Genomic DNA, 19,589 nt, shown 5'->3' on the forward strand with positions numbered 1-19,589 from the left:
GCTACATCAACGATTGTGCGCCTCGGACGCGTACGCAAACCTTAAAGAGGTAAACTGATGAAAACCCTTTTCGCTGTAGCCGCTGCGACGATCGCTTTTGCTGCACCTGCTTTCGCCGAGGGCGACGCCGCCAAGGGCGAGAAAGCTTTCAAGAAATGTAAGGCCTGCCACACCATCGTTTCGCCGGAAGGCGAGACCATCTACAAAGGTGGCAAAACCGGCCCGAACCTGTACGGCGTAATCGGCCGCGCAGTTGGCTCGGAAGATTTCAAATACGGCGCAGGCCTGGTCGAAGCTGGCGAAGCCGGCGTTGTCTGGACCGAAGAGCTGGTCGCAGCCTACGTTGCAGACCCCAAAGCCTGGCTGGGCGACAACGGCTATGCGGCAAAATCGAAAATGTCGTTCAAGCTGAAAAAAGGCGGCGCAGACGTTGCGGCCTACCTCGCATCGGTTGCACCAGCACCGGCTGCGGAAGAAGCGGCTTCGGAATAAACCCGATCCCCTTCACAGAATTTGAAACCCCGTGCCGCTGGCGCGGGGTTTTTCTTTAGTCATCACGCCCGTCAAGATGATCCTGCGCCATCAGTGCGGCAATCTCGGCCCCCGGCATCGCATCTAGGGTGTAGGAAAAAGTGCCTCTCTCCATCACTTCCACCGCCGCCCGCCGCAGCGCACCAAAGGCCGCCCGCGCAAAGGATCCCCCCACGCTCACCCGCTTGACGCCAACCGCCTGCAACTCGGCCACCGGAAAGAACGGCGGCCGCAACCCCATCACCACGTTCACCGGTTTTTCCACCTCGGCACAGACCGTCCGGATGGCTTCAAGGCTCGGCAACCCCGGCGCATAAAGCACATCCGCCCCGGCCTCGGAAAACGCCTGCAACCGGCGAATCGTATCGCCAAGGTCATCGCACCCCCACAGAAAGTTCTCCGCTCGCGCCGTCAGCAGGATCGACAGGTCCGCCGAAGCCTCGGCCGAGGCCCGCACACGCTCGACCGCCAGATCGAAATCATAGATCGGGGCATCGGGATCACCCGTCGCATCCTCGATCGACCCGCCCACAAGCCCCACCTCTGCCGCAAGGCGCACGGTCTCGGCACAGGCCTCGGGCGCAGCCCCGAACCCGTCTTCGAGGTCCGCCGACACCGGCAGGTCCACCGCCTCGACAATCTCACGCGCATTCTCGAGGATCTCGCGCCGCGACAATCCCGCGAAACTGTCGCGCTTGCCCTTGGCAAAGGCATATCCGGCACTGGTGGTCGCCAGTGCCTCGAAACCAAGCGATGCCAGCACCCTTGCCGACCCCGCATCCCAGGGATTCGGCATCACGAAAGCGCCCTCTCCTTCATGCAACGCCTTGAACGCTGCGAATTTTGCCTTCTGGTCCCGCATGACACCTCCTCGCGATAACTCGCCTTCAAAATAGAACAAATTGAGAACACCGCAAGAAAATGCTGCTTTCCCCACCAATTCGGCCCAGCAACCCCACAAAACCCGCTTTTCTCGCTCGGGACACCTGTTCGTTTTGACCCAAATCAATCTGGGTGCGACACTTTTTTTTGATCTGTGTCAAATACGGTGATTGCGGCTACATCCCTTCACATCTAAAAACGATGATGAACTTGGGACGCGGGGAGACTCGTGCGCCCTCAACCCACCATTCAGGGAGGCAATTGATGGCAGACGCAGCCATTCACGGCCACGACCATGAAGACGAGCGCGGTTTCTTCACGCGCTGGTTCATGTCGACCAACCACAAGGACATCGGTCTTCTGTACCTGATCGTTTCGGCTCTGGTCGGTCTGATCGCGGTCCTCTTTACCGTTTACATGCGCCTCGAGCTCATGGAGCCCGGCGTTCAGTACATGTGCCTTGAAGGCGCACGTTTCATCGCATCCGACGCAGAATGTACCCCCAACGGGCACCTCTGGAACGTCATGATCACCTACCACGGTGTCCTGATGATGTTCTTCGTCGTGATTCCGGCACTGTTCGGCGGTTTCGGCAACTACTTCATGCCGCTGCAAATCGGTGCTCCGGACATGGCGTTCCCGCGCATGAACAACCTGTCCTTCTGGATGTATGTCACCGGTGTGGCGCTTGGCGTGGCCTCGCTCCTGTCTCCCGGCGGCAACGACCAACTGGGTTCGGGTGTTGGCTGGGTTCTCTACCCACCGCTGTCGACCACCGAAGGCGGCTACTCGATGGACCTCGCGATCTTCGCGGTTCACGTTTCGGGTGCCTCGTCGATCCTCGGCGCGATCAACATGATCACCACCTTCCTGAACATGCGCGCCCCTGGCATGACCCTGTTCAAGGTTCCGCTGTTCTCGTGGTCGATCTTCGTCACCGCATGGCTCATCCTGCTGTCGCTGCCGGTTCTGGCAGGCGCCATCACCATGCTGCTGACCGACCGTAACTTCGGCACCACCTTCTTTGATCCCGCTGGTGGCGGTGACCCGATCCTGTACCAGCACATCCTGTGGTTCTTCGGCCACCCGGAAGTGTACATCGTGATCCTGCCCGGCTTCGGCCTCGTCAGCCACGTGTTCGCCACCTTCGCGCGCAAACCCGTCTTCGGCTACCTGCCGATGGTCTGGGCGATCATCGCGATCGGCGCACTGGGCTTCGTCGTTTGGGCGCACCACATGTACACCGTCGGCATGTCGCTGACCCAGCAGTCCTACTTCATGCTGGCCACCATGGTCATCGCGGTGCCCACCGGTGTTAAGATCTTCTCGTGGATCGCCACCGTTTGGGGCGGCTCGATCGAGTTCAAGGCACCGATGCTCTTCGCATTCGGCTTCCTGATCCTCTTCACCATCGGTGGTGTGACCGGCATCGTCCTGTCGCAGGCCGGTGTCGACCGTGCCTACCATGACACCTACTATGTCGTGGCGCACTTCCACTACACCATGTCGATGGGTGCGGCCTTTACCATCTTTGCCGGTATCTACTTCTACATGGGCAAGATGACCGGCCGTCAGTACCCGGAATTCGCGGCGAAGATTCACTTCTGGATGTTCTTCATCGGCGTGAACGTGACCTTCTTCCCCCAGCACTTCCTGGGTCGTCAGGGCATGCCGCGTCGTTACATCGACTATCCCGAGGCATTCGCCTACTTCAACAAGATCAGCTCCTGGGGCGCGATGCTCTCCTTCGCATCCTTCGTTCTGTTCTTCGGCATCGTGATCTACACGCTCTTGCGTGGTGCCCGCGTCACCGAGAACAACTACTGGAACGAATACGCCGACACCCTCGAGTGGACCCTCCCTTCGCCGCCGCCCGAACACACCTTCGAGCAGCTCCCGAAGCAGGAAGACTGGGACAAGGGCCACGCGCACTAAGCGCCACGCCTCTGGCAAAATGAACAAGAGGCCCCGGGCACTGCCCCGGGGCCTTTTCTTTTCCGGCAACACTCTAGATGGCGTCCTAGCCGTCAATCATCCGCGCGAACCCAATGCCCTACACCTGGACCGTCGACACCCCCGACACCCACACTGTTCTCACGCTCTGGCCGCACCGGTCCCTGCCGCGCCGTGGCTTTGCCGCAATGGTCATGATGGCCTTCACCCTCGGCACCGTGCCGCTCTACGGCCTCCTGGGCTCGGTCGTGCTCTGGGGCATCCTGCCCTTCATCCTGCTGATGGTCGGGGCACTCTGGTACGGGCTGGAACGTTCCTACAGGGATGGCGACATCCTCGAGGAACTGCGCCGCGACGGCGATATCCTCACCCTCACCCACCGCCCCGCCCGCGGCCAGACCCAGTCATGGGACTGCAACATCTACTGGGCCCGCCCCGAAATGCACGTCCACGGCGGTCCCCTGCCCCACTACGTCACCCTCACCGGCAACGGCCGCACGGTCGAGATCGGCAGCTTCCTCTCCGAGGACGAACGCAAGGTGCTTTTCACCGAACTGGACGACTACCTGAAGCAGGCAAAGTGACGTTGCGCGCCATCGCGACGAAGACACAACCCGCATGAAACGGGCCTATCCCTGACCCGAGACCAAGGCTATCCTGACCTCCAACCCTAACGAACAGGAGCGCCACGATGCCCGTTTCCATGCAGGTGATCTATCCCATCACCGAAGACAGCCATTTCGACTATGACTATTACACCTCGACCCACATGGCGCTGGTGGCGGAACACTTCGGCCCGCACATGCAATCGGCACAAGCCACCAAGGGTCTGACCGGTGGCCCCAAGACCCCGCCCGCCTTCCACGCCATCGCAACCATCGTCTTTGCCGATCAGGACGCGATGAAGGCCGCGATGGCCAATGCTGGTCCGGTGGTTGGTGACATTCCGAACTTTACCAATTCGAAACCGCATACCCTGATCGGCGAGGTCATCGCCTAAAGGCGGTTTCATAAAAAAGCGGCGGTGCGAAATCCGCACCGCCGCGATACCGTCGTAATACCGACGTTATACCGATAGGGAAAATCAGGCCATTCCGCCGCGCACCAGCCCGTCGGCAATCCGCGCATAAGCCTCGGCCATCGGCCCGTCTCCCGCGGCAATCGGCGTACCGCCATCGCCCGCCAGACGGGTGTCCAGATCAATCGGCAAGGCCCCCAGCAGCGGAACACCAAGCTTCTCGGCCTCGCTCGCGACGCCCCCATGACCAAACAGATGCGCCTCGTGGCCACAGCTCGGGCAGACATAGGTCGACATGTTCTCGATCAGCCCCAATACAGGCGTCTTGAGGTTGTCGAACATGTTCAAGGCCTTGCGGGCATCCAGCAACGCCACGTCCTGCGGGGTCGACACCACGATGGCACCGCTGATCTCGGTCTTCTGGCACAGCGTCAACTGCACGTCACCCGTGCCCGGCGGCAGATCGACCAGCAGAACATCCAGCTCGCCCCACTGCACCTGGCCCAGCATCTGCTGCAGGGCGCCCATCAGCATCGGCCCGCGCCAGACCACCGCCTGATCCTCTTCCAGCATGAAGCCGATCGACATGATCGTTACCCCGTGGGATTTCAGCGGAATGATCGTCTTGCCATCCGGCGAGGCAGGCCGTTTGTTGATCCCCATCATGCGCGGCTGCGACGGCCCGTAGATGTCGGCATCCAGAAGCCCGACACGCCGCCCCTGCTTGGCCAGCGCCACCGCAAGGTTGCTCGACACGGTCGATTTGCCCACGCCGCCTTTGCCGGACCCGATGGCGATGATGCTTTTCACACCAGCAACCTTCATCGGCCCCTGCTGGGGTTTCGGGTGGCCACCGATCTTGAGGCTTGGCGGCTCCTTCTGCGGCGCAGGTGCCGGCCCGTGCGCCGTCAGAGCAACAGACACCGACGACACCCCGTCCAGCGCCCCGACAATCTCTTCCGCCGCCTTGCGCAGCGGCTCCATCTGGCGCGCGATATCGGGATTCGGCGCCTCGATCACAAAGCGAACCGACTCGCCGTCAACCGTAACTGCACGCACCATATCGCGCGAAACAAGGTCGCCTCCATCAGGCAAGGCAAGACGCCCGAGCGCCTCCAAAACAGCCCCTTCTGAAACCGCCATTTCTTTCTCCTTTTGCGACCATCCCATGCGCTTAAAAAGCTTCATCTGGAAGTCCTCTTTTCAACTTTCGCAACCATTTTCAGATACTTGCATAAAAAACAACCACCCACACCTGACCTTGCGTCGCCTATTCCCCTGCTGCATAGCAGCATTGCATAGCTATCCATTGTGCAGCTGCAGCATAGTCCTATATCTCTTTCAACACGAACAACACAGCAGCGAACGCTGTCAGGATTTGAAGGAAACGTAATGGCTCTGGCCTCTGAATACAGCCCCGCAAAGCATGGTTTTGCCGAACGCGTCGCGACTTTTGTCACCGACCTTTTCGCGCACATCCAGAAAGCCCGGGCATTCAACAAGGCATACCGTGAGCTTGCCGCTCTTCCTGACGCCCAGCTCAAGGATATGGGCCTGCACCGTTCGATGATCCGCCGGATGGCATATCAGGCGGTCTACGAAGGTTAACGAATTCGGAAAGCTTCTCCTCCCTCTGCTTTCCGATTCATGCGGCGACACCTCTCCTCCTCCCTGGTGTCGCCGCCAAAATTCCGGGTCTGAACGACCCAACCGAGATCAAGGCGCTTCTCCTCCTCCCTAGCGTCTTGTGACTAAGCGGCGGCACCCCTCCTCCTCCCTGGGTGTCGCCGCAACAGAATACCGGGCCGCAAGGTCCACGAGATCAAGATGCCTCCTCCTCCCTTTGGCATCTTGTAACTAAGCGGCAGCACCTCTCCTCCTCCCTGGTGCTGCCGCTCAAAAATACGGGCCCAAGGGTCCAGACTACCAAGGTGCTTTCTCCTCCTCCCTAAGCATCTTGTTGACAAGAACGGCGGCGCCTTCCTCCTCCCTGGCGTCGCCGTTTTTCTTTGCCCGGATGCCAAACGAAAAACGCGCCCCCCAAAGGGGACGCGCCTTATGTCTGTCTCGTGTCTCTGCCCTAGAACGGGATGTCGTCCGCCGCTGTCACATAGCTGGCCACGACATTCTTGATGCCTGCCTTGTCAAACGCCACCTCAAGCTTGTCGCCTTCGATGTGCTCAACGGTGCCATAGCCGAATTTCTGGTGGAACACGCGATCCCCCAGCGTGAAACTCGACACCGCCGACAGGTCAATCACCGTGGTGCGGCTTTCCTTGGGTTGCGACAGCCCACGCTGCCCCGCCCGTGCCTGCATCCGCTTCCAGCCGGGAGAGTTATAGGTGTTCGCACTGGCCACCCGCTGATCAAAGCTCGTCGCGCTTGGTGCTGCTGCCGCGCCATAGCCCCCACCATAAAGCCCCGGAGGTGTCAGCACTTCCACATGGTCTTCGGGCAGTTCATCGATAAAGCGCGAGGGCATCTGGCTCTGCCATTGGCCATAGACCCGACGGTTGCCGGCAAAGGAAATCGTGCACAGCTCCTCGGCGCGGGTGATCCCCACGTAGGCCAGCCGCCGTTCTTCCTCGAGGCCCTTGAGACCGCTTTCATCCATGCTGCGCTGCGAGGGGAACAGCCCGTCTTCCCAGCCCGGCAGGAACACTGCCGGGAACTCAAGCCCCTTGGCGGCGTGCAGGGTCATGATCGTGACCTTGGCTTCCCCGTCTTCGCTTTCGTTGTCCATGATCAGGCTGACGTGTTCGAGGAACCCTTGCAGGTTGTCGAAATTCTCAAGCGCCTTGACCAGTTCCTTGAGGTTCTCCAGCCGCCCTGGCGCTTCCGGCGTCTTGTCGTTCTGCCACATCGTCGTATAGCCGGATTCGTCGAGAATGATCTCGGCCAGCTCGATATGGCTCACGTCGCTTTGGCCAAGCGGCAAGGCCTGTGGCATCGGCGCGGAATCGTCATCCAGCAAGTCATCGTCATTCGGCATCGGGATTTCGGGCACCGCCAGCATCGCATGCCAGCGCGCAAGGCTGTCGACAAGGATCTGAAGTTCCTTCGCCCCCTTGCCGCCAATCCCCTTCTCGGCCAGCAGGATACGCGCGCCTTCCACCAGCGGCACGCCGTTGTCACGCGCGCAGGTCTGGATCTTCTGCTGCGCCACGTTGCCAAGGCCCCGCTTGGGCGTATTCACGATACGCTCGAACGCCAGGTCATCTTCTGGCGACACCACCAGCCTGAAATAGGCCATCGCATCGCGAATCTCGAGCCGCTCATAGAATCGCGGACCACCGATCACCTTGTACGGCAGGCCAATCGTCAGGAAACGATCCTCGAAGGCCCGCATCTGGTGCGAGGCCCGCACGAGAATCGCCATGTCATCCAGCGACAGGGGCGTCATGCCCCGCGTACCCGACTGCATCGCCTCGATCTCTTCCCCGATCCAGCGCGCTTCTTCCTCGCCGTCCCAATGGCCGATCAGACGCACCTTCTCCCCGTCATCACGATCAGTCCAAAGCGTCTTGCCCAGCCGGCCCTCGTTGCCCTTGATCACATTCGACGCGGCCGCAAGGATATGCGGTGTCGAGCGATAGTTCTGTTCCAGTCGTACAACATGTGCGCCCGGGAAATCCTTTTCAAAGCGCAGAATGTTACCCACCTCGGCCCCGCGCCAGCCATAGATCGACTGGTCATCATCGCCGACACAACAGATGTTCTTGTGCCCCCCCGCCAACAGGCGCAGCCACAGGTACTGGGCAACGTTGGTATCTTGGTATTCGTCCACAAGGATATAGCGGAACCAGCGTTGGTATTGCTCCAGCACATCACCATGGGTCTGGAAGATCGTCACAACGTGCAGCAACAGATCCCCGAAATCGCAGGCGTTCAAGTCCTTCAGGCGTGTCTGGTATTGCGCGTAAAGCTCCCCACCCCGATGGTTGAACGCCCCGGCATCCGCCGCCGGCAACTTGTCCGGTGTCAGCGCCTTGTTCTTCCAGTCATCAATCAGCCCCGACAACATGCGCGGCGGCCAGCGTTTTTCGTCAATGTTGTTTGCCTGGATCAACTGCTTGAGCAGACGCAGCTGATCGTCGGTGTCCAGAATGGTGAAATTTGATTTCAACCCGACAAGCTCGGCATGGCGACGCAGCAGTTTCACACAGATCGCGTGGAACGTACCCAGCCACGGCATCCCTTCGATGTTGCCGCCCAGCATGCCGCCCACGCGGTTTTTCATCTCGCGGGCGGCCTTGTTGGTGAAAGTCACGGCCAGAATCTCGTTGGGTCGCGCGCGCCCTGTGTTCAACAGATGCACGATCCGCGCCGTCAGCGCCTTGGTCTTGCCTGTCCCCGCACCGGCCAGCATCAGCACAGGCCCGTCCATCTGCTCCACGGCCTCGCGTTGCGCCGGGTTCAGCTCGTCCAGATAGGGCATCGGCCGCGCCGCCATCGCACGCGCGGACAGGGAAGCGCCTTCAAAGGCGTCGAATTCGTCGAAACTGCTCATGGCGACACTCTACTCCCTGCGGGAATTGATGAAAAGTTCCCATTATGTTCCCTTTTCGCATTTTCCCATCTTTCCGAATACTCCCGCTAGACAAATCCCGCCGTCTTGCCAACAAAGATCATATGGATCTGCACGCCAAATATCCCGCCCTCAGCGATCTGCGCCAAAAGGCACGCAAACGCCTGCCCACCTTTGTCTGGGAATTCCTCGACAGCGCCACGGGGGAAGAACGCGCCAAGGCCCGCAATCGCACGGCTCTGGATGCAATCCTGTTCAACCCGTCCATCCTGCATGGCGAGATCACCCCCGATCTCACGACCCGCCTTCTGGCTGAAACATATGCCTTGCCCATCGGCATCGCCCCCGTGGGCATGTCGGGCCTGATGTGGCCCGGTGCCGAGTTTCTCCTCGCCCAATCCGCCGCCCGCCTTGGCATTCCCTACACATTATCCACGGTCGCAGCCCAAACACCCGAGGAGGTTGCCCCGCATATCGGCCCGCACGCGTGGTTCCAGCTCTACCCGCCCCGCGACATCGACATCCGCAAGGATATGCTGGCCCGCGCCAAACGCGCCGGTTTCTCAACGTTGGTGCTCACCGTCGATCTCCCCGCAGCCAGCCGCCGCGAACGGCAAGTCCGTTCAGGCCTGACAACGCCACCCCGCCTGACACCGCGCCTGATGTGGCAAGTGGCGCAACGCCCGGCCTGGGCTTTGGCCACGCTCCGGCACGGCATGCCCCGCATGCGGCTGATCGACGAGTACGCCGGCAACCTGACCGGCCTCGGGTCCACGGCCCACGCGGGCTATCAACTGCGTGCCGCGCCCGATTGGGACTATTACAAATGGGTGCGTGACCACTGGGACGGCCCCTTGATCATCAAGGGCGTGATGCGCGCCGAAGATGCAGCCCGTCTGGAAACCGAAGGTGCCGATGCCATCTGGGTGTCAAACCATGCGGGCCGCCAGTTCGACGCCGCCCCAGCCAGCATCTCGGCCCTGCCCGCCATTCGCGCCGCCACCTCGTTGCCGCTGGTCATCGACAGCGGCTTTGAAACCGGCCTCGACATCCTGCGCGCCAAGGCCCTTGGCGCGGATCTGGTCATGCTGGGACGCGGGTTTCACTATGCCCTTGCCGCCCTTGGACAGGCAGGCCCCGACCACCTTATCGACATCCTGCGCAAAGACCTCGAGGCCAACATGGGACAGATGGGCCTCAAGACCCCGTCAGACGCCCGCAACGCGCTGGTTGATCACTGAGCGATCAAGTCCTGAGGCAGGGCCTCAACCGCCTCTGCCCCGCTTACAACCGGAAGACCCGAGGGTATCCAGCCTTTGCCGCGTGGCCCGCCGGCCATCCCCTCGGCCACATCCAGAACGCCCTTGATGCCATTCTTGGCCAGAACGCCCCTGAGGTAGTTCGAACGGTTCCCCGTCCGACAGATGATCGCGATCTTGCGGTTCGGGTTGCGCTCAAGCACGGCAAGAAGTTTCGGCCCGAAATCCCGCGCGGTCATGTCCAGCGGCCAGGCGCCTTTCGCGACCCCGGTCTGCTGCCATTCTTCCGGCCTGCGAATGTCGATCAGGATCAACTCGCCCCGCGCCATCCCGTCCATCGCAGCTTGTGCCGTCAAGTGGCCGGCGTCAGCACGGCCAAAAGTCGGGACAAGGGCAAGTCCCCCAACGGCCATTAGGAAAGATCGGCGATTCTGCATGATTCACATTCCAATTTCTAAATACAAAACAGCAGTGCCAGACATGCTTTCCCAACTCAACAGTGAAAAAACCATCGAAGATTCTTTCACCTTTGCCCCCTCATGTCGCAACTGCAGAAAGAATTGCCGTTGAGATGAGCAAAAACGGGAACAAATCCTTTCATAAAAGTTACAAAAATACGCAGTCCTTGGTATTGCGCGGAATTTTCTCGCGCCCTACCCAAGGGCACTTGTTTTGGACAGAGCAAAGAAGGGGAAGCCTGCCCATGCCTGATTTTCAGAAAATCCTGATCGCCAACCGTGGTGAGATTGCGATCCGCGTCATGCGTGCTGCCAACGAAATGGGCAAACGCACGGTCGCGGTGTTTGCGGAAGAGGACAAGCTGTCCTTGCACCGCTTCAAGGCCGACGAAGCCTATCGCATCGGTGAAGGAATGGGTCCGGTCGCGGCCTATCTCAGCATCGACGAAATCATCCGCGTCGCCAAGGAATGTGGCGCCGACGCGATCCACCCGGGTTATGGCCTGCTGTCCGAGAACCCGGACTTCGTGGACGCCTGCGCCGCCAACGGCATCACCTTCATCGGTCCCAAGGCCGAAACCATGCGCGCGCTTGGCGACAAGGCTTCGGCCCGCAAGGTCGCGATTGCCGCTGGTGTTCCGGTCATCCCCGCCACCGAGGTTCTGGGCGACGACATGGATGCGATCCGCGCAGAGGCCGCCGAAATCGGCTACCCGCTGATGCTCAAGGCCTCCTGGGGCGGCGGTGGCCGCGGTATGCGCCCAATCTTTTCCGAAGACGAGGTTGAGGAAAAGGTACTCGAAGGTCGCCGCGAGGCCGAAGCCGCTTTCGGCAACGGCGAAGGCTATCTCGAAAAGATGATCACCCGCGCCCGTCACGTCGAGGTCCAGATCCTTGGCGACAAGATGGGCAACATCTATCACCTTTACGAGCGTGACTGCTCGGTCCAGCGTCGTAACCAGAAAGTTGTCGAACGCGCCCCGGCCCCGTACCTGTCCGAAGCACAGCGTGAAGAGCTTTGTGAACTTGGCCGCAAGATCTGCGCCCACGTGAACTATGAATGCGCTGGTACCGTCGAATTCCTGATGGATATGGAAAGCGGCAAGTTCTACTTCATCGAGGTGAACCCGCGCGTTCAGGTGGAACACACCGTGACCGAAGAAGTCACCGGCATCGACATCGTGCAGGCCCAGATCCTGATCGCCGAAGGCAAATCCATTGCCGAAGCCACCGGCAAGGCCTCGCAGTACGACATCCGCCTGAACGGCCACGCGCTGCAGACCCGGATTACCACCGAGGACCCGCAGAACAACTTCATCCCCGACTATGGCCGCATCACTGCCTACCGCTCGGCCACCGGCATGGGCATCCGTCTGGATGGTGGCACCGCCTATGCGGGCGGCGTGATCACCCGTTACTATGACTCGCTGCTGACCAAGGTGACCGCCTGGGCCCCCACCCCGGAAAAGGCCATCGCCCGCATGGACCGCGCCCTGCGCGAATTCCGTATCCGCGGCGTAAGCACCAACATCGCCTTTGTCGAGAACCTCCTCAAGCACAAGACGTTCCTGACAAACCAGTACACCACCAAGTTCATCGACGAGACGCCGGACCTGTTCCAGTTTGCCAAGCGCAAGGACCGGGGCACCAAGGTTCTGACGTACATAGCCGACATCACGGTGAACGGTCACCCGGAAACCACCGATCGTCCGGCCCCGGCTGCGGATCTCAAGGCCCCGATCCCGCCCGCGAAACGCGCAGAGCCGGCCTACGGCAGCCGCAACCTTCTGGAAGACAAGGGCGCACAGGCCGTTGCCGACTGGATGAAAGACCAACAGCGCCTGCTGCTGACCGACACCACAATGCGTGACGGCCACCAGTCGCTTCTGGCAACCCGGATGCGCTCGATCGACATGATCAAGGCGGCCCCGGCCTATGCCTCCAACATCCCCGAGCTGTTCTCGGTGGAATGCTGGGGCGGCGCGACCTTCGACGTGGCCTACCGCTTCCTTCAGGAATGCCCCTGGCAGCGTCTGCGCGACCTGCGCGAGCGTATGCCAAACCTCCTGACCCAGATGCTGCTGCGCGCCTCCAACGGCGTCGGCTACACCAACTATCCCGACAACGTGGTGCAGGAATTCGTGCGCCAGGCGGCGGAAACCGGTGTTGATGTCTTCCGCGTCTTCGACTCGCTGAACTGGGTCGAAAACATGCGCGTTGCCATGGATGCCGTGGTCGAGTCGGGCAAGATCTGTGAAGGCACCGTCTGCTACACCGGTGACATCCTGAACCCCGACCGCGCCAAGTACGACCTCAACTACTATGTCGGCATGGCCAAGGAACTTGAAGCCGCAGGCGCACACGTCCTCGGCCTGAAAGACATGGCTGGCCTGCTGAAACCGGCCTCGGCACGGGTTCTGATCAAGGCCCTCAAGGAAGAGGTCGGCCTGCCGATCCACTTCCACACCCACGACACCTCGGGCATTGCCGGGGCAACCATCCTTGCGGCGGCAGATGCCGGCGTGGATGCGGTCGATGCGGCCATGGACGCCTTCTCGGGCGGCACCAGCCAGGCCTGCCTCGGCTCGATCGTCGAAGCCCTGCGCCACACTGATCGTGACACCGGCCTCGACATCGAAGCGATCCGCGAAATCTCGGACTACTGGGAAGGCGTGCGCGCACAGTACACCGCCTTTGAATCCGGCCTCGCGGCACCGGCCTCCGAAGTCTACCTGCACGAAATGCCGGGTGGTCAGTTCACCAACCTCAAGGCACAGGCCCGCAGCCTCGGCCTCGAGGAAAAGTGGCCGCAGGTGGCCCAGTCCTATGCGGACGTCAACCAGATGTTCGGCGACATCGTCAAGGTGACACCCTCCTCCAAGGTGGTTGGCGACATGGCGCTGATGATGGTCAGCCAGGGCCTCACCCGCGAGGAAGTGGAAGATCCCAAACACGACGTGGCCTTCCCCGACTCGGTCATCGACATGATGCGCGGCAACCTCGGCCAGCCTCCGGGCGGCTTCCCCGAAGGCATCATCAAGAAGGTGCTGAAGGACGAAGCACCCAACACCGAACGCCCCGGCGCCCACCTCGAACCGGTGGATCTCGAAGCAACCCGCAAGGAGCTGTCGAAGGAACTCGAAGGCTTCAAGGTCGATAACGAGGATCTCAACGGCTACCTGATGTATCCCAAGGTCTTCCTGGATTACATGGGCCGCCACCGCGCCTATGGTCCGGTCCGCACCCTGCCGACCAAGACCTTCTTCTACGGCATGGAGCCGGGCGAAGAGATCAACGCCGAGATCGATCCGGGCAAGACGCTGGAAATCCGCCTTCAGGCCATCGGCGAGACCGACGAGAACGGCGAAGTGAAGGTGTTCTTCGAACTGAACGGTCAGCCCCGCGTGATCCGCGTGCCGAACCGTCTGGTGAAATCCTCGACCGCCGCGCGGCCCAAGGCCGAAGTCGGCAACGCCAACCACATCGGTGCGCCGATGCCGGGCGTCGTGGCCTCGGTCGCGGTCTCGGCTGGCCAGGACGTCAAGGAAGGCGACCTGCTGCTGACCATCGAGGCGATGAAGATGGAAACCGGCATCCACGCTGAACGGGACGCCACCATCAAGGCGGTCCACACCAGCGCCGGATCGCAGATCGACGCAAAAGACCTCCTCGTCGAGTTCGAGTAAGACAAAACAAAGCCCCGCCACTCCGGCGGGGCTTTTTTCTGGGCCTCACATCGCCTGAAACTACCGCCAGATGTCGAAATGCTCGCGCAGATAGCGTTCGGCAAACAGGTTGGCCGAGTCCCTGTCATGCCCGTCAATCACCGAGGTGGTCAGCGCATCCGCGATGTAATGCTGATGCGAGTTCGGCGCGCGGCGATAGGGTATCACCCATGTCGGATGCCCGTTCTTCACCGCATTCCCGGACAGCCAGAAGTCATCGACCGACCACAGAACCGGCGGAATATCAAAGACGCCTTCGTCAAAGAAATGCGGACGCACCATGACGCCACCAAACCCCTGAAACATGTCGAGATAGCCGCCGGTCAGATACTGCCTGCGGCCAAGGAACCGCTCCGGCCAGCCAAGCCACCGCTTGCCAAAGGCATCGATGCCCCGATGCACCCAATGCTCGGGATCGGTGATCTTCCACATCAGCTTGGGGCGGGGAAAGGCGGCATCCGTACGATCTTCCAGCGCAATGTCTTCGATATCCTCGCCACATAGCGCGATACAGGCCTCGGGCTGGCGGGCCCTCTGGCGCAGGAACCACGAGGCCCAGTGGCGCGGATAGCGCATGTCGTCGTCACAAAACAGGATATCGACATCCTGCCCCTCAAAGCGTTGCAATGTCGGCAAAAGCTTGGTCGCCGGGCCGAAATCCTCGTTGCAGCGAAAGATCGTCACGCCCTCCGGCACCTCTGGCAGAACACCGTCCCAGTCGGGGAACCGGCGATAGCTGTGCGGAATGTTCACCTGCACCTCAAGCGGAGGCACCGATTGGCGCACCAGAAGCTCGAGCGTGGCGCTCAGCCGGTCAAAGCGTGACGGAATGGATGACAGCGAAATCACATAGGGCCGTTGCCCGGAGTTCACCTTACCCAAAGTCCCCGCATCCGCCGTCATTCACACGCTCCCCGCCATCCTAGCGCCAGAGACCATAGGTCTCCTGGAAGTAGCGCACCACTTCTAGGTTGGAATCATCCCGGTCCCGCCCGTCGAAATCGTTGCGATGCAGCGCCGTTTCATCCAGATGTGCCGGTTTTGACCGCGGCATCAGCACCGGCTCCGAGAACCCGCCCAGAATCCACGGTGGGTGCCCCGCACGGGTCGCATGACCAGACAGCCAGACATCGTCCACAGGCCGCGCAAAATCGGGCAGGTCGAACACCTCCGGCGGGAAAAAGCGGGGCCGCACCAGCACCCCCATGAAGCCCTCGAACCCATCGGCATAGCCCGACCGCATGACATGCCGACGCAGCGGCTCATGAAACACACCCGTGCGCCGCGCCCGCCAGTTGGCAAGGCCGAGCTGGAGACGATGCAGCACGTTGGTCACTTTCCAGAGTCGCAGCACACGCGGCCGCGCATCCCACGTCCTGCGGGTCTCCCCTTCTGGGGGGGCATAGTCATCCATCGGGCTGATACCGATACAGTCTTCGGGCCGCCGCTTGCGTTCGTTCAGCATCCGTTCGGCTAGGTAGGGCGCATAGATCTGGTCATCATCACAGAACAGGATATCGACATCCTCATCCGCGAAATCGCGCAGCGCCGGCAAAACCTTGGTCGCCGGTCCCCAATGCTCGGCCACGCGGCGAATTTCCACCCCGTCGGGAACCACGGGCAGGGTGCCATCCCAGTCAGGGAACCGCAGATAACTGTCGTTGATGTAAAGAATGATCCGTTCTGCCGGAACGGTCTGCGTCAGAAGGCTGTCCAGCGTCTCCGACAGGGTGTCGAATCGTGGCGGGATCGACGAGAGCGTAATGATGTACCTGCTCAAATCCCGTTCCTTCCAAGGCTGCTCTTGCCCTCTCCCCTAGCATATCCAGGCGATGCGTCAAAGCGTGGGAAGCCTTGGAAAACCAACCGGAAATCAGCCGACCCGCACAACCACCACCGCATCAAGATCGGCAACGATCTCCTGCATGTGACGCTCGGCCGCCAGCCCCGCCATGATCGCCAGAACCAAAAGCCCCATTCGCAGATTTTGACTCACACACATCTTCTCTCTCCCACGCCGTTGACCGGCAATTTCCCCGCGTCGCGGCCTCGGGGATCGGCAAAGCCCAATAAGCAAAGGCCCTTCGACAACCACCCGACGACGCATCCTGTTGAACATCTGCCAGGTGATACGCGCCGCCCGCTAAATCCCGTCGCCCGTTTCGAAATTTTTTTCGCCTGACCGCATTTTTCCTCTTGCGGCTCCGGCCCAGACTTTATATCTCACGCCTCACTCAAGGAGGCGGGCGTAGCTCAGGGGTAGAGCATAACCTTGCCAAGGTTAGGGTCGGGCGTTCGAATCGCCTCGCCCGCTCCATTGAGTAAAAAAGTTGTCTTTTGGCATGCGGGCGTAGCTCAGGGGTAGAGCATAACCTTGCCAAGGTTAGGGTCGGGCGTTCGAATCGCCTCGCCCGCTCCAAAAGAAACCGAAAAGGGCGCTGGATGTTCCAGCGCCTTTTCGTTTTTCAGGGCATCGTTTCAAGACCGCGATTTATTGGGCCAGCTGTCGCGCCAAGGCATTCTGGCGCTCAATCACGCGCGGCAAATCAACCGTCGTTACATGCCCATCCCGCACCACCTGTCGCCCCTCGATGAACAGATCACGCACCCTGCTTGGCCCCGCCAGCAACAGCGCCGCCGAATCCCAACTGCCGGCGCTCTCGATTCCCGTGACATCCCAAAGCGCCAGATCGGCCCGCTTGCCCACAGCCAGCTGACCACAGTCATCACGCCCCAGAACCTCGGCCCCGCCGCGTGTGGCAATCTCAAGCGCCTCGCGCGCGCTCATCGCATCCGCACCCTGGCTGACCCGCTGCAACAGCATCGCCTGCCGCGCCTCAAGCACCATGTTGCTGGTGTCATTGCTGGCCGACCCGTCCACACCAAGACCGACAGTCACCCCCGCATCCCGCATCTGGCGCACCGGCGCGATGCCGCTGCCAAGGCGACAGTTGGAACAGGGGCAATGCGCCACCCCGGTGCCACTGCGTGCGAAAAGATCAATCTCCTGCATGTCCAGCTTCACGCAATGGGCATGCCACACGTCGTCTCCGGTCCAGCCAAGGTCTTCGGCATATTGCCCGGGCCGACAGCCGAATTTCTCGAGCGAATAGGCAATATCCTCGTCGTTTTCGGCAAGGTGGGTGTGCAGCATCACCCCTTTGTCCCGCGCAAGGATCGCCGCATCCCGCATCAGCCCCCGACTGACCGAGAAGGGCGAACAGGGCGCAAGACCAACGCGACACATCGATCCCTCGCTGGCATCATGGAACCCATCCACCACGCGCACCATGTCGTTCAGGATGTCTTCCTCCCGCTCGACAAGCGAATCCGGCGGCAGACCGCCATCACTCTCGCCGATGCTCATCGCGCCGCGGGTTGGATGAAACCGCATCCCGATCTCGCGCGCCGCATGGATCGTATCCTCCAGCCGCGCGCCGTTGGGATAGAGATACAGGTGGTCCGACGTCAGCGTACAGCCCGACAACATCAGCTCGGCCATCCCCACCTGCGCCGAGACAAACATCTCGTCCGGACCAAACCGGCTCCAGATCGGGTAGAGCGTTTGCAACCAGCCAAACAACAGCGCATCCTGCCCGCCCGGCACAGCCCGCGTCAGGGTCTGGTAAAGATGGTGGTGCGTGTTCACCAAGCCCGGCGTCACAACACAGCCCGCGGCCTCCACGACCTCACCCTCGCTTGCCAGCCCAACACCGATTTCGACGATCATCCCGTCGCGCAACCGCACATCTGCGCCGCGCAGCTCGCGGCGGTCGTCGTCCATTGTCAAAACGTGGTCGGCATTTCGGATCAGAATTTCGGGCATAAGACGTCCTTTCACACTTCCTGTGGCCCGCTTCGGTAAGGTGAAGTGTGAAACGCGCCGACAGAAGACGGGCAAAGGACTCGACGCCGGAACAGGTTAGACCGGCGCCGCGCGCAACTCAATATTCTTTGAGGATTTTCAAGGCTTCCGCATGGATTTCCGGGTTCGCCGCCGCAAGGGCTCGTCCGCCCTCATGCGCAGGGCCACCCTGCCAGTCCGTGACGATCCCGCCCGCCGCTTCGACAACGGCCACCGGTGCCTGAATATCGTAGGATTGCAGCCCCGCCTCGATCACCAGATCGATCTGCCCCAGCGCCAAGAGCGCGTAACCGTAACAGTCCATGCCATAGCGCGTCAGCTTCGCCTGCTCCGAAACCGCCTTGAACCCGGCCGCTTCCGCAGGCGTGCCGACCTCGGGGAAGGTGGTGAAGACAATCGCATCGCCAAGCCGGCTGTCCTTGCGCACGGCAAGGTCGCTCTTTCCGTAAGGCCCATCCACATAGGCCTCGCCGAAACCGCCGACAAACCGCTCCTTGATATAGGGTTGTTCGATGATCCCGAAAACCGGCCCGTTCGCATCCGACACGGCAATCAGCACCCCCCATGTCGGCGTACCGCTGATGAACCCACGCGTGCCATCGATCGGGTCCAGAACCCAGGTCAGACCGCTGGTCCCCTCACTCTGGCCGAACTCTTCACCAAGAATTCCGTCATTGGGCCGCATCTCGGCCAACACCGCCCGCATGGCCAACTCGCCCGCGCGATCGCCTTCGGTCACCGGATCAAACCCGCCCTCCAGCTTGTTGTCCGCCGAAAGGCCCGATTGCCGAAAGTAGGGCATGATCGCAGATCGGGCGGCATCCGCCATCGCGTGTGCCGCCCGTACAATATCTCTTTGAGTGTCTTGATCCACCTGAGCCATCCCTTTGCCGCTTTGCATCCCCGCTATCGCAGCAAAGGCTTAAACTCAAGCGACGTCAGATAAGACCCGCGCCAGCTCGAACAGTCGGCGGCGTTGGTTTTCCGGAATCGCATAGTACGAACGGACCAGATCAAGAGCTTCCTTGTCGCCCATGATGTCCGCAGGCACTTTTGCCGATGCCGCTTCGTTCGCGCCCTCGTCGCCTTCGATGCCCTCGAAGAAGAAGCTGACAGGAACATCCAGTGCGTCAGCGATGTCCCAAAGACGGGATGCACTCACGCGGTTCGCACCGGTTTCGTATTTCTGAATTTGCTGGAATTTGATTCCAACCTGGTTTGCAAGCTGCTGCTGCGTCATTCCGGTGAGCCATCGGCGCTGCCGAATCCGCTTACCTACATGCACGTCCACTGGGTGGGCCATCACACGACTCCTTAATTACCTTCCCGGCTCCCCGCCGAATTTAACCCCGTCAGGACATTAAACTGGC

At 61.0% G+C, this 19,589-nt stretch carries 17 protein-coding genes and 2 tRNA genes; 9 read left to right on the plus strand and 10 right to left on the minus strand.

Annotated elements, in window-relative coordinates; translation table 11 throughout:
- Positions 1–57 precede the first annotated feature (57 nt).
- Positions 58–492, plus strand: coding sequence for a c-type cytochrome (locus tag ABWV42_RS04155; protein WP_353339008.1), 435 nt, complete (start codon positions 58–60; stop codon positions 490–492).
- A 55-nt stretch (positions 493–547) separates the two neighbouring features.
- Here ABWV42_RS04155 and ABWV42_RS04160 read toward each other — a convergent pair whose 3' ends face one another.
- Positions 548–1,393, minus strand: a complete 846-nt coding sequence (locus ABWV42_RS04160) for an isocitrate lyase/PEP mutase family protein (RefSeq protein ID WP_353339009.1) — start codon at positions 1,391–1,393, stop codon at positions 548–550.
- Positions 1,394–1,677: 284 nt separating this feature from the next.
- Between ABWV42_RS04160 and ABWV42_RS04165 the strand changes: the two genes are divergently transcribed.
- From ABWV42_RS04165 to ABWV42_RS04175, 3 genes are all read left to right on the plus strand, one after another.
- Complete coding sequence (locus ABWV42_RS04165) at positions 1,678–3,348, plus strand: cytochrome c oxidase subunit I (RefSeq protein ID WP_353339010.1); 1,671 nt, start codon at positions 1,678–1,680, stop codon at positions 3,346–3,348.
- Positions 3,349–3,461: 113 nt separating this feature from the next.
- Positions 3,462–3,950 carry a DUF2244 domain-containing protein gene (locus ABWV42_RS04170; protein ID WP_353339011.1) on the plus strand — a complete coding sequence of 163 codons (489 nt, stop codon included), beginning with the start codon at positions 3,462–3,464 and terminating at the stop codon, positions 3,948–3,950.
- A 107-nt stretch (positions 3,951–4,057) separates the two neighbouring features.
- Positions 4,058–4,366: an EthD family reductase gene (locus tag ABWV42_RS04175; RefSeq protein WP_353339012.1), complete on the plus strand. Its 309-nt coding sequence runs from the start codon at positions 4,058–4,060 to the stop codon at positions 4,364–4,366.
- 84 nt (positions 4,367–4,450) lie between these two features.
- Here the strand turns inward: ABWV42_RS04175 and ABWV42_RS04180 are convergent, their stop codons facing one another.
- Entirely contained in the window at positions 4,451–5,527 is a 1,077-nt protein-coding gene (locus ABWV42_RS04180) for an Mrp/NBP35 family ATP-binding protein (RefSeq protein ID WP_353339013.1), read from the minus strand.
- Positions 5,528–5,776: 249 nt separating this feature from the next.
- On the opposite strand from ABWV42_RS04180, the gene ABWV42_RS04185 reads away from it, so the two are divergent.
- Entirely contained in the window at positions 5,777–5,992 is a 216-nt protein-coding gene (locus tag ABWV42_RS04185) for a DUF1127 domain-containing protein (protein ID WP_255104610.1), read from the plus strand.
- 472 nt (positions 5,993–6,464) lie between these two features.
- On the opposite strand, the gene ABWV42_RS04190 is transcribed toward ABWV42_RS04185, so the two are convergent.
- Positions 6,465–8,894: an ATP-dependent helicase gene (locus ABWV42_RS04190; protein WP_353339014.1), complete on the minus strand. Its 2,430-nt coding sequence runs from the start codon at positions 8,892–8,894 to the stop codon at positions 6,465–6,467.
- A gap of 122 nt (positions 8,895–9,016) precedes the next feature.
- On the opposite strand from ABWV42_RS04190, the gene ABWV42_RS04195 reads away from it, so the two are divergent.
- Positions 9,017–10,153 carry an alpha-hydroxy acid oxidase gene (locus tag ABWV42_RS04195; RefSeq protein ID WP_353339015.1) on the plus strand — a complete coding sequence of 379 codons (1,137 nt, stop codon included), beginning with the start codon at positions 9,017–9,019 and terminating at the stop codon, positions 10,151–10,153.
- On the opposite strand, the gene ABWV42_RS04200 is transcribed toward ABWV42_RS04195, so the two are convergent.
- Complete coding sequence (locus ABWV42_RS04200; protein ID WP_353339016.1) at positions 10,147–10,527, minus strand: rhodanese-like domain-containing protein; 381 nt, start codon at positions 10,525–10,527, stop codon at positions 10,147–10,149. The genes ABWV42_RS04195 and ABWV42_RS04200 overlap by 7 nt on opposite strands.
- A 347-nt stretch (positions 10,528–10,874) precedes the next feature.
- Between ABWV42_RS04200 and ABWV42_RS04205 the strand changes: the two genes are divergently transcribed.
- Entirely contained in the window at positions 10,875–14,315 is a 3,441-nt protein-coding gene (locus ABWV42_RS04205; protein WP_255104603.1) for a pyruvate carboxylase, read from the plus strand.
- Positions 14,316–14,375: 60 nt separating this feature from the next.
- Here the strand turns inward: ABWV42_RS04205 and ABWV42_RS04210 are convergent, their stop codons facing one another.
- The 3 genes from ABWV42_RS04210 to ABWV42_RS04220 form a co-directional block, all read right to left on the minus strand.
- Entirely contained in the window at positions 14,376–15,257 is an 882-nt protein-coding gene (locus ABWV42_RS04210; protein ID WP_353339017.1) for a glycosyltransferase family 2 protein, read from the minus strand.
- 19 nt (positions 15,258–15,276) lie between these two features.
- The gene (locus ABWV42_RS04215; protein WP_353339018.1) at positions 15,277–16,134 is read right to left on the minus strand and encodes a glycosyltransferase family A protein; all 858 of its coding nucleotides are present in this window, start codon (positions 16,132–16,134) and stop codon (positions 15,277–15,279) included.
- Between the two features lie 93 nt (positions 16,135–16,227).
- Entirely contained in the window at positions 16,228–16,350 is a 123-nt protein-coding gene (locus ABWV42_RS04220) for a hypothetical protein (RefSeq protein WP_353339019.1), read from the minus strand.
- Between the two features lie 246 nt (positions 16,351–16,596).
- Between ABWV42_RS04220 and ABWV42_RS04225 the strand changes: the two genes are divergently transcribed.
- A tRNA-Gly gene (locus ABWV42_RS04225) sits at positions 16,597–16,671 on the plus strand.
- A gap of 27 nt (positions 16,672–16,698) precedes the next feature.
- Positions 16,699–16,773, plus strand: a tRNA-Gly gene (locus ABWV42_RS04230).
- Positions 16,774–16,845: 72 nt separating this feature from the next.
- Here ABWV42_RS04230 and ABWV42_RS04235 read toward each other — a convergent pair.
- The 3 genes from ABWV42_RS04235 to ABWV42_RS04245 form a co-directional block, all read right to left on the minus strand.
- Positions 16,846–18,180, minus strand: coding sequence for an 8-oxoguanine deaminase (locus ABWV42_RS04235; protein WP_353339020.1), 1,335 nt, complete (start codon positions 18,178–18,180; stop codon positions 16,846–16,848).
- 118 nt (positions 18,181–18,298) lie between these two features.
- Positions 18,299–19,102: a histidinol-phosphatase gene (gene hisN, locus ABWV42_RS04240; RefSeq protein WP_353339021.1), complete on the minus strand. Its 804-nt coding sequence runs from the start codon at positions 19,100–19,102 to the stop codon at positions 18,299–18,301.
- A gap of 45 nt (positions 19,103–19,147) precedes the next feature.
- Positions 19,148–19,522 (minus strand): helix-turn-helix domain-containing protein, encoded by a 375-nt coding sequence (locus ABWV42_RS04245; protein WP_255104590.1) that lies wholly within the window; start codon positions 19,520–19,522, stop codon positions 19,148–19,150.
- Between the last annotated feature and the right edge of the window lie 67 nt (positions 19,523–19,589).

It is taken from the genome of Pelagimonas sp. KU-00592-HH, assembly GCF_040369695.1.
GTDB lineage: Bacteria > Pseudomonadota > Alphaproteobacteria > Rhodobacterales > Rhodobacteraceae > Shimia.

Excerpts from the sequence above, each read along its gene's own strand:
- hisN (WP_353339021.1), bottom strand. The coding sequence starts at position 19,102 with ATGGCTCAGGTGGATCAAGACACTCAAAGAGATATTGTACGGGCGGCA.
- ABWV42_RS04160 (WP_353339009.1), bottom strand. The coding sequence starts at position 1,393 with ATGCGGGACCAGAAGGCAAAATTCGCAGCGTTCAAGGCGTTGCATGAA.
- ABWV42_RS04155 (WP_353339008.1), top strand. The coding sequence starts at position 58 with ATGAAAACCCTTTTCGCTGTAGCCGCTGCGACGATCGCTTTTGCTGCA.
- ABWV42_RS04165 (WP_353339010.1), top strand. The coding sequence starts at position 1,678 with ATGGCAGACGCAGCCATTCACGGCCACGACCATGAAGACGAGCGCGGT.
- ABWV42_RS04245 (WP_255104590.1), bottom strand. The coding sequence starts at position 19,522 with ATGGCCCACCCAGTGGACGTGCATGTAGGTAAGCGGATTCGGCAGCGC.
- ABWV42_RS04235 (WP_353339020.1), bottom strand. The coding sequence starts at position 18,180 with ATGCCCGAAATTCTGATCCGAAATGCCGACCACGTTTTGACAATGGAC.
- ABWV42_RS04210 (WP_353339017.1), bottom strand. The coding sequence starts at position 15,257 with ATGACGGCGGATGCGGGGACTTTGGGTAAGGTGAACTCCGGGCAACGG.
- ABWV42_RS04205 (WP_255104603.1), top strand. The coding sequence starts at position 10,875 with ATGCCTGATTTTCAGAAAATCCTGATCGCCAACCGTGGTGAGATTGCG.
- ABWV42_RS04195 (WP_353339015.1), top strand. The coding sequence starts at position 9,017 with ATGGATCTGCACGCCAAATATCCCGCCCTCAGCGATCTGCGCCAAAAG.
- ABWV42_RS04180 (WP_353339013.1), bottom strand. The coding sequence starts at position 5,527 with ATGGCGGTTTCAGAAGGGGCTGTTTTGGAGGCGCTCGGGCGTCTTGCC.
- ABWV42_RS04175 (WP_353339012.1), top strand. The coding sequence starts at position 4,058 with ATGCCCGTTTCCATGCAGGTGATCTATCCCATCACCGAAGACAGCCAT.
- ABWV42_RS04170 (WP_353339011.1), top strand. The coding sequence starts at position 3,462 with ATGCCCTACACCTGGACCGTCGACACCCCCGACACCCACACTGTTCTC.
- ABWV42_RS04185 (WP_255104610.1), top strand. The coding sequence starts at position 5,777 with ATGGCTCTGGCCTCTGAATACAGCCCCGCAAAGCATGGTTTTGCCGAA.
- ABWV42_RS04190 (WP_353339014.1), bottom strand. The coding sequence starts at position 8,894 with ATGAGCAGTTTCGACGAATTCGACGCCTTTGAAGGCGCTTCCCTGTCC.